The organism is Pseudomonas sp. R25(2017), from assembly GCF_002112565.1.
GTDB classification, from domain to species: Bacteria; Pseudomonadota; Gammaproteobacteria; order Pseudomonadales; family Pseudomonadaceae; genus Aquipseudomonas; species Aquipseudomonas ekonensis.
Genome location: NZ_NEHZ01000035.1, coordinates 1 through 9,022 on the forward strand (window position 1 = coordinate 1; position 9,022 = coordinate 9,022).

9 protein-coding genes are annotated in these 9,022 nt (G+C 65.0%); 3 read left to right on the top strand and 6 right to left on the bottom strand.

What is annotated here, in order from left to right; all coding sequences use genetic code 11:
• Window positions 1-555: 555 nt before the first annotated feature.
• From CAG31_RS27775 to CAG31_RS27785, 3 genes are read left to right on the top strand one after another with little or no spacing between them, the layout of a single operon-like run.
• The gene (locus CAG31_RS27775) at window positions 556-1,800 is read left to right on the top strand and encodes an exonuclease SbcCD subunit D C-terminal domain-containing protein (protein WP_085586947.1); all 1,245 of its coding nucleotides are present in this window, start codon (window positions 556-558) and stop codon (window positions 1,798-1,800) included.
• Window positions 1,797-5,438: an AAA family ATPase gene (locus CAG31_RS27780; protein ID WP_085586948.1), complete on the top strand. Its 3,642-nt coding sequence runs from the start codon at window positions 1,797-1,799 to the stop codon at window positions 5,436-5,438. The genes CAG31_RS27775 and CAG31_RS27780 overlap by 4 nt, the downstream gene beginning before the upstream one ends.
• The gene (locus CAG31_RS27785; protein WP_085586949.1) at window positions 5,435-6,031 is read left to right on the top strand and encodes a glutathione S-transferase; all 597 of its coding nucleotides are present in this window, start codon (window positions 5,435-5,437) and stop codon (window positions 6,029-6,031) included. Before CAG31_RS27780 ends, CAG31_RS27785 begins: the two co-directional genes overlap by 4 nt.
• 8 nt (window positions 6,032-6,039) lie before the next feature.
• Here CAG31_RS27785 and CAG31_RS27790 read toward each other — a convergent pair whose 3' ends face one another.
• The 6 genes from CAG31_RS27790 to CAG31_RS27810 form a co-directional block, all read right to left on the bottom strand.
• Window positions 6,040-6,297: a hypothetical protein gene (locus CAG31_RS27790; protein WP_085586950.1), complete on the bottom strand. Its 258-nt coding sequence runs from the start codon at window positions 6,295-6,297 to the stop codon at window positions 6,040-6,042.
• Window positions 6,294-6,506, bottom strand: coding sequence for a hypothetical protein (locus tag CAG31_RS27795; protein WP_085586951.1), 213 nt, complete (start codon window positions 6,504-6,506; stop codon window positions 6,294-6,296). The genes CAG31_RS27790 and CAG31_RS27795 overlap by 4 nt, the downstream gene beginning before the upstream one ends.
• A 117-nt stretch (window positions 6,507-6,623) precedes the next feature.
• Window positions 6,624-6,749 (bottom strand): hypothetical protein, encoded by a 126-nt coding sequence (locus CAG31_RS28820; protein ID WP_256575612.1) that lies wholly within the window; start codon window positions 6,747-6,749, stop codon window positions 6,624-6,626.
• Between the two features lie 211 nt (window positions 6,750-6,960).
• The gene (locus CAG31_RS27800) at window positions 6,961-7,140 is read right to left on the bottom strand and encodes a hypothetical protein (RefSeq protein ID WP_085586952.1); all 180 of its coding nucleotides are present in this window, start codon (window positions 7,138-7,140) and stop codon (window positions 6,961-6,963) included.
• A 156-nt stretch (window positions 7,141-7,296) separates the two neighbouring features.
• Window positions 7,297-8,472, bottom strand: coding sequence for a lactonase family protein (locus CAG31_RS27805; RefSeq protein ID WP_085586953.1), 1,176 nt, complete (start codon window positions 8,470-8,472; stop codon window positions 7,297-7,299).
• The gene (locus CAG31_RS27810) at window positions 8,459-8,764 is read right to left on the bottom strand and encodes a DUF5629 family protein (protein WP_085586954.1); all 306 of its coding nucleotides are present in this window, start codon (window positions 8,762-8,764) and stop codon (window positions 8,459-8,461) included. Before CAG31_RS27810 ends, CAG31_RS27805 begins: the two co-directional genes overlap by 14 nt.
• Window positions 8,765-9,022: the final 258 nt, after the last annotated feature.

The window sequence follows — 9,022 nt, forward strand, 5'->3', positions numbered from 1 at the left end:
TGCCAGAACATGACGTTCGCCAGCAGGAACGCCAGCCCGCGCTTGGGCATGCCCAAGAAGCGCTCGCGCGGAATGACGGCAGCAGCGGGTTGGCCGGCCGGGAGGGTCGGGTGGCGAACATCCATGTCGATGATCTCGGATAATTGTTTTTAGAAGAATGCAGATGCAGCAGTGCGGCGCCTTGCGCCCGGTCAGCGCAGACGGCGCCAGGAAGACAGGTCAGAAGAAGTGCGCATCGAAGTGCGCAACGGCTCCATCAAGGACAACGGCAGGCATGGGCAGACAGGGCAAGCCTGCGCCCGGCCTCGCCGCAAAGAGGCGTGAGTGCATGTCCGATCCCTCGAAGCAAAAAATGATATCAAAACAATATCACAATACTAAAATGCCACTATTCTGGCGTCAATTAATAGATTGTCCTCCCGATGCTTGTAAATCCCCCGAAGCGAGGACGCACGCGAGTTCGACCACAATCGACGCATTTGCCAGTAGACTCTCCCCTCTTTGGCCTCCCGACTTTGCAGCGGCCATCACCTCAATCCTGATGCGGAGTCCGCCTTGCGTCTGTTTCACACCTCCGACTGGCACCTTGGGCAGAACCTGCACGGCCAGGAGCGCGATTTCGAGCACGCCTGCTTCCTCGAATGGCTGCTCAAGCAACTGCAGCTGGCGCAGCCGGATGCGCTGCTGATCGCCGGCGACATCTTCGACACGGTCAACCCGCCGGTCAAAGCCCAGGAGCGCCTCTACGACTTCATCGTCAGCGCCCACGAACAACAGCCCGCGCTGACCATCGTGATGATCGCCGGCAACCACGATTCCGGCTCGCGGATCGAACTGCCCGCGCCGCTGATGCGACGGTTGCGCACCCATGCGCTAGGCCGGGTGCTGTGGCTCGATGACGGGCAGCTCGACACCGAACGCCTGTTGCTGCCGGTGCCGGACGCCTCGGGCGAGGTCGCCGCGTGGTGCCTGGCGCTGCCGTTCCTGCGGCCCGCCGAGGTGACCGGCCCGCACTTGGGCGACGACTACCTGCACGGCATCGGCCAGGTGCATGAGCGCCTGATCGATGCGGCGAACGCCAAACGCGCGCCCGGCCAGGCGCTGATCGCCGTCAGCCATGCGCACATGGCCGGCGGCTCGGTGTCGGAGGACTCCGAGCGCAGCCTGATCATCGGCAACGCCGAGGCCCTGCCGGCCAGCCTGTTCGGGCCCACCGTCAGCTACGTCGCCCTCGGCCACCTGCACAAGCCGCAGAAGGTCAACGGCGAGGAACGGATCCGCTACAGCGGCTCGCCGATCCCCCTGTCGTTCTCGGAGATCAACTATCAGCACCAGATCCTCGACGTCACCCTCGACGGCGAAACCCTGGTCAGCGTCGAACCCCGACTGATCCCCCGCTCCGTGCACCTGCAACGCGTCGGCCCGGCGCCGCTGGCCGACATCCTTTTGCAACTGGCGGACCTGCCGAACATCGACCTGCTTGCCGAGACCCAGCGCCAACCTTGGCTGGAAGTGCGCGTGCAGCTCGACGAGCCGCAGCCGGACCTGCGCCAGCAAGTGGAAAGCGCCCTGCAAGGCAAGGCCGTGCGGCTGGTGCGGATCGCTGCCGAATACGCCGGCAGCGGCGGACGGAACGGCACCGACGAGGGCGATGCCCTGATCGAGCTGGACCAGCTCACCCCGCAGGAACTGTTCAGCCGGGCCTGGTTCGACAGCTACGGCAACGAGGCCGACGAGCAGACCCTCAAGGACTTCGCCGAACTGCTCCAGGACGTACAGATGGAGGTCGGCCAGCCATGAAGATACTCGCCATCCGCCTGAAGAACCTGGCCTCGCTGGCCGGCCCGTTCGAAATCGACTTCACCGCCGAACCGCTGGCCAGCGCCGGCCTGTTCGCCATCACCGGCCCGACCGGCGCCGGCAAGAGCACCCTGCTCGATGCCCTGTGCCTGGCGCTGTTCGGCGCGGTGCCGCGGCTCAGCAACACCGGCCGCGACGCCAAGGTACCGGACGCCGACGGCGAGATCGCCACCGGCGACCCGCGCACCCTGCTGCGCCGCGGCACCGGCGAAGGCTTCGCCGAAGTGGACTTCGTCGGCGTCGACGGCCGCCGCTACCGCGCCCGCTGGGAAGCCAACCGTGCCCGCGAGAAAGCCGCCGGCAAATTGCAGGTCAGCCGCCAGAGCCTGCGCGACATCGACCAGGATCAACTGCTGGCCAGCCAGAAAGGCGAATACAAGACCCAACTGGAAGCGGCCCTGGGGCTGAACTTCGAGCAGTTCACCCGCGCCGTGCTGCTGGCCCAGAGCGAGTTCAGCGCCTTCCTCAAGGCCGACGACAACGACCGCAGCGAACTGCTGGAAAAGCTCACCGACACCGCGCTCTACACCCGCCTGGGCCGGCGCGCCTTCGACAAGGCCAAAGAGGCCCGCGAGGCGCACAGGCTGCTGCAGGAACAAGCCGTGGGGGTCACGCCGCTGGCACCGGAGGCTCGCGCCGAACTGGACGAGCGCTTCAACGCGGCGCAACAGCACCTGAAGGGGCAACAGGCGCAGCTCAAGCAGCTTGACCAGCAACAGGCCTGGCTGAAGGAACTGAGCCGCTTGCAGGAAGCGCAGCAGGCCGCCGCCGAGCAGTTGCACAGCGCGCAACAGCAGTGGGAAGGCCTGGCCGCCGAGCGCCTGAGGCTGACCCGGCTGGAACAGCTCGGGCCGCAGCGGCACCAGTTCGCCCGCAAGTCCGAACTGGAAGCGCTGCTGACGCCGTTGGCCGAGCAGATCGCCGCCCACACGCAGCAGCAGACCGAACTGGCCGAACGCCAATCGCAACTTGCGCAAGGTCTCGACGAGGCGAAGGCCGCCCTGGGCGAGGCGCAACAACGGCAAGGCGACAGCACGCCGCTGCTGCGTATCGCCTTCGAGGAGCAAAGCACCCTCGCCCGCCTGGCCAAGGAAACCGCCCTCAGCGCCGAAGCCAGGCAGCTCGCGGAACAAGCCTGCGCCCAGGGCCAGGCCGGCATTCAAGCCTTGGTGGAGAGACAGGCCGAGGTCGCCGAACGCTTGCGGGACATCGCAGGCGGGCTCGGGCAAAGCGCCCACCTGGCGCCGTTGAGCGATGCCTGGAACGCCTACCGCGACCGCCTGCAACAGCTGATGCTGATCGGCAACCGCCTGAACAAGGGCCAGGCCGAACTGGCCAGCCTTGAACAGGCCGCCACCCGCAGCGCCGAAGACCTCGCCCGGCAGAAACAGGAGCTGGACGTGCTGTTCAAGGAGGCCGGCGCCGAACCGGACGCGGTCGCCGAACAGATCGGCCTCCTCGGCAACCTGCTGCAGGACAACCGCAAGCAGCTGCGCGCCGTCGAAGACCTGACGCGTCTGTGGAGCCACCATCAGGAACTGGGCACCCGCAGCGCCGACCTGCAGCAACGCCTGGTCGAAGCCCAGCAGGAACGCGACCGCCTGACCCAGGACGGGGTGAAGGCCAAGGCCGAACTGGCCGTCGCCGAACAGACCCTCACGGTCACCCGCGAGCTGCTGGAACGCCAGCGCCTGGCCCGCAGCGCCAGCGTCGAGGAACTGCGCACGCAGTTGCAGGACGGCCAGCCTTGCCCGGTCTGCGGCAGCGATGCGCATCCGTACCATCAGCCCGAAGCGCTGCTGCAAAGCCTCGGCCGGCATGACGAAAGCGAACAGGCCAACGCGCTGCAAGCAGTGGAACGGCTCAAGGAGTCGCTGATCGAACTGCGTACGGCCGTCGGTGCCGTCATCGCCCGGCAGAAAGAGCTGCTGCAGCAACAAGAGCAACTGACCGCGCAACAGCACGCCTTGGCGCCGACCCTTGACGCGCATCCGTTGGCTACGCAGTTGAAGGTTCAGGACGCCGACAAGCGTGACGCCTGGCTCGTGCGGCAGAACGATCAGTTGAACCTGAGCATCGCCCAGGACGAACAGCGCCAGAGCGACCTGCTCACCCTGCAACAGGACGCGGCGCGGCTGACCCAGCAGTTGCGCAAGACCGAATCCGCCCATCAGCAGGCGGCGCAGCACCTGAGCCATCAGCAGCGGGAACTGGACAGCGACCGGCAACGCCTCGACGAAGAACTCGACGCCTTCGCCAATCTGCTCCCGGCGGACACCCTGCAAGCGCTGCGCGTCGAGCCGGCGGCCGCCTTCATGCAGCTTGACCGGCAGATCGCCGAGCGCCTGGCGCAGGTCGATCAGCAGAAGGAGGCGTTGGAGGAACAGCAGGAACGCCAGCAGACGCTGGACAAAGAGCAGGAGCGTCAGCGGAACCGCGCCGAGCAGGCGCAGGCCGCCGAGCGGCAATTCAATGACTTGGCCGAGCAGCAACAGGCCAGCCAACAGAAGCTTGCGCAGTTGCTCGGCGAACACACCAGCGCCGAGCAATGGCAACAGCGGCTGGAGCACGCCGTGGAGCAGGCCCGCCGCGCCGAGGCCGATACCGCCCACGCCCTGCAAGACCTGCGCACGCAACAGGTGCAGACGGCGGCGGAACTCAAGGCGCAGCAAGAACGCTGGCAGGCGCTGGACACCGAGGATCGGGCACTGGCCGGCAAGATCGCCGATTGGCGCGCGCGCCACCCCGAGCTCGACGACGGCGGCCTCGAAGACCTGCTGCGGATCGACGACGCGCAAGTCAGCGAACTGCGCCAGCGCCTGCAGCGCAACGAGAAGGCCATCGAGCAGGCCAACGTCCTGCTGCAGGAGCGTGACCAGCGCCTGCTCGAACACCAGGCGCAGCGCAACGGCGGCCTGGAGGCCGACGCATTGGCGACCGCCCTCGCCGACCTGCAACAACAGCTCGCCGTCAGCGAGCAGCAGTGCGCCGAACTGCGTGCCGAGCAGGCCGAAGACCAGCGCCGGCAGAACGCCAATCAGGCGCTGGCGCAGCGGATCGCCGAGGCCTACACCGAATACCAGCGCTGGGCCCGGCTCAATGCGCTGATCGGCTCGGCCACCGGCGACACCTTCCGCAAGATCGCCCAGGCCTACAACCTCGACCTGCTGGTGCACCACGCCAACGTGCAACTGCGCCAGTTGGTCAAGCGCTACCGGCTCAAGCGCGGCGGCAGCATGCTCGGCCTGCTGGTGATGGACACGGAGATGGGCGACGAACTGCGCTCGGTGCATTCGCTGTCCGGCGGCGAGACGTTCCTGGTGTCGCTGGCCCTGGCGCTGGGGCTGGCGTCGATGGCGTCGAGCACGCTGAAGATCGAATCGCTGTTCATCGACGAAGGCTTCGGCAGCCTGGATCCGGAATCCCTGCAACTGGCCATGGATGCCCTCGACGGCTTGCAGGCCCAGGGACGCAAGGTGGCGGTGATTTCCCACGTGCAGGAAATGCACGAACGGATTCCGGTGCAGATCCAGGTGCGACGCCAGGGCAACGGCTTGAGCACCGTGGAGGTGAAATGAACACGCTCTACTCGTTCCGCCGCTGCCCGTACGCCATGCGCGCGCGGATGGCGCTGCGCTATGCGGGGGTGCCGGTGGACATCGTCGAGGTCAGCCTCAAGGCCAAGCCGGCGAGGATGCTGGAGCTCTCGCCCAAAGGCACGGTGCCGGTGCTCGACGCCGGCGGCCGGGTGATCGACGAGAGTCTGGAGATCATGCGCTGGGCACTGGCGCAGAACGATCCGGACGACTGGCTGCTCAAGGACGATTCGTTCCACGCCCTGTGGATGGAGAAGCTGATCTACGGCAACGACCAAGTGTTCAAGGTGAACCTGAACCGGTACAAGTACGCCGAACGCTACCCGGAGCAGCCGATGGAGGCCTATCGCGCCGAGGGGACGCTGTTCCTGCAGAAGCTCGACGAGCTGCTCGGCAAGCGCGAGTACTTGCTGGCCGACCATCCGTGCCTGGCCGACATCGCGCTGCTGCCCTTCGTGCGCCAGTTCGCCCACGTCGACCGCGAGTGGTTCGCGCAGACGCCTTACGTGCGGTTGCAGCAATGGTTGCAGCGCTTTCTCGAATCCGACCTGTTCACCGGCATCATGAAAAAGTAATCCCGGGTTCAGGCCAGCACTTCACACATGCCGATGGCCGAGCAATCCACTTCGAACGGCCCGAGGAAATCACGCTCGGACTTGACCGGCGGATTGCCGGCCAGCAGCCCCAAAGCGTTGGCCCGTTCGATGTTGTGGGCGATGGTGTGGTTGGCCTCTATGGCCCGGGCCAGGCCGCCGACCGAACCTTGGCCGAAGCCCAAGAGCGAGGCGCCGTTGGTCATGAACGCAAGGCCGGCGATGATCCAGAGTCTGTAGCCTTTCATGCTCCGCCGACTCCCGCCAGTTCAGCCGCGTCCGCCGTTGCGCCGTGGGAACGGAGCTCGAACTGAATGCCGGGATGGGCGACCTGGACCGGTGCGTCGAAGCGGTGCTGCGACTGCGAGACGAGGCTGACGGACAGCACCATGACCAGGTACAGACCGATGGCCAGGTAAGCGCCGCGTTTGGCGTAAGCGATGAGGGAACTGGCCATGATGTGGACTCCGTGAACCTGTTTCGAGGCCCACAGAATCGATCAAAAAAGCCGAAGGAACCACTCAGGGTTATCCATAGTGACCATCAGCTTCGTTGATCATTAAACCGGTCTATCTCAGCCTTCAATAATACTCATGAGGCGTTCGAACGCGGCTTCCGGCTCGCCGGCGACAGGCTCGGCAGCCGACAGGATGGGGGTGGAATAGAGAAACAGGAGTACCACGACCAGACGCATCGCCATGCTGTCGATCCTTATGCGGGGAAGGAGTCAAAAAATCAGCGTCAACTTTACGTTCATGGCTATGTGATATCAAGCGCGGACAGTGATATCCGGCAGATGCTGTCGCAAACGGTTATGCAGGAGCGACATCACTGTTGCGGCCAACGCTTGGAAAACTGCGGCGGCGTCAATGACTTCGCTCCTGCATAACGGGTGCAGTGCGGGAAGAGTTTCAGTGTTGGGCTTTGTGGTCCAGAGCGGCGTAGAAGTTGGCGCTCTGTTGCAAGTACTTCTGGGTGTAGCTCTGGGTGTGGGATTTCTTGTCGCTGACTTCGACGCTGGCGCTGGCTGGCAGGGCCACGGAAGCGGAGATGGCGGACGCGGCAATCACGGAAAAGAGATTGAAGTTCATGGCGGTAACCCTCGTGTTCGGTTGGCTTGCTTGCCCGTTCGGGCCGTGAAGCAAACTTAACGCTCGAGGGTCCGCCGCTTGAAATGCTTTATGGCATTAGCTGTTATCAGCGCGATTAATACAAAGGCGCAGGCCCCGCGAACCGGGGCCTGCGGCTCATTGACGCAGCAGGAACTTGAGGTCGCTCGGGGCATCCATCGGCAACGTCTGCACGACTTTGCCCAGCAGACCGGTCTTGTCGTCGCGCTCAAGCACGACGATGCCGTTGCTCTTCTGGTTGGCGATCAGCAGGAACTTGCCGGTGGGGTCGAGGCTGAACTCACGGGGGTGATCGCCCTCTACCGAACGCCGTTGCAGCTCGCTGAGCTTGCCGCTGGCAGGGTCGATGGCGAACACCAGCATCTGGTTGGCCGTGCCCCGGTTGCTGACGTACAGGAACTTGCCGTCGGCGGAGGCGTGCAAAGCGGCTGCGGCCTTGTCCGAGGTCGGCTGGCCGGCCGCCAGGTCCACCAGTTGGGTCTGGGTCAGCACCCCGTCCCGGTAGTCGAACACCGCCACTTGGGCGCTCATTTCCATGGTCAGCCAGGCGTGCTTGCCGTCGGCGCTGAACAGCAGGTGACGCGGGCCGCTGCCCGGCGGCAGGTCCACCGACGCGGTTTTCGCCGGGGTCAGCGGCAGCTCGGGGTTGGCCTTCGGGTCGTAGCGGTAGATGAAGACCTTGTCCGCGCCCAGGTCATTGGAGAACACGTAGCGGCCGTCCGGCGAGGAGACCGTGGAATGCACATGGTTCGATGCCTGACGCTCCGGGTTCACCCGGCTGGCCGGGTGGGCGCTCATCTGCACCACCGGCTTCAGGCGGCCGTCGCTGCCCACCGGCACCACCGCCAGCGTGCCGCCCGGATCCTCGGCCACCGAGTAGTTGCTGACGAACAGGTGGCTGGCGTCGCCGCTGAGGCTCGAATGGGTCGGCTCGTTGCCCAGGCTCTGCACCTGGCTGATCAGGCTCAGGGCCTGGGTCTTCGGGTTGATCGCGTAGCTGCTGACGCGACCCACCGGGTCTTTCTGGCCGGGGCCGTTTTCGTTGACCACGAACAGCTTGCGCTGATCCTTGGACAAGGTGAGCCACGACGGGTTGGCGCTCTTGACCACTTGCAGCGGGTTGGGCCCGATGCGGCCGGTGGCGCTGTCGAAACTCATCCGGTAGATGCCTTGGCTCGCGCCCGCCGTGTAGGAGCCCACCAGCAACTGGAAGGTTTCGGCCGAGGCGCTGGAAAGGCCCATCGCGCCGACGCTGCCGGCCATCAGCAGCGGCCAGAACTTACGCATCTTCATGAGCGTCATCCTCATCGTCGCCACCGCCGAAGGCGTCGAGGCAGACCAGACGGTGTTCGCCGCTGGCGCCGACGATCAGCCAGCTCTGAAGGGATTCGTCGAAGGTCGCGGCCTTGACCTGGGCCGGGGTGAATTCCCAGTGTTTGGACAAGCGCCCGTCTATGCATTCGATGTGCAGGTTGTCGACTTCGTCGAGGGCGAATTCGAAGGCGTGCAGGCCGTCGATTTCGACCATCCCGCAATGTTCGAGGGCGTCGAGAAGGGAGTTGGGTACGGCAGTCATGGCAATCATGTCTTTCAGGGGGAAAGCGGCAATGATAGCTCAATGTGAGGCTGGATCCTCTGCGGGAACGCAGGTGGGTACAGAGGCCGACAGTGCCGGCCCCATCGCTTGCAGGCAATCTCCCACAGGTATCTCGGGTGTTTGCAGGATCTAGGTACACCACAAAAACCTGTGGGAGATTCTATGTTGCAAGGGAACCCTGCAGCCTCAAGTTCGGTTGGTATTCGCTCTCGCTTTTCATGAGGGCGAATGCCACCCGGCACAGCT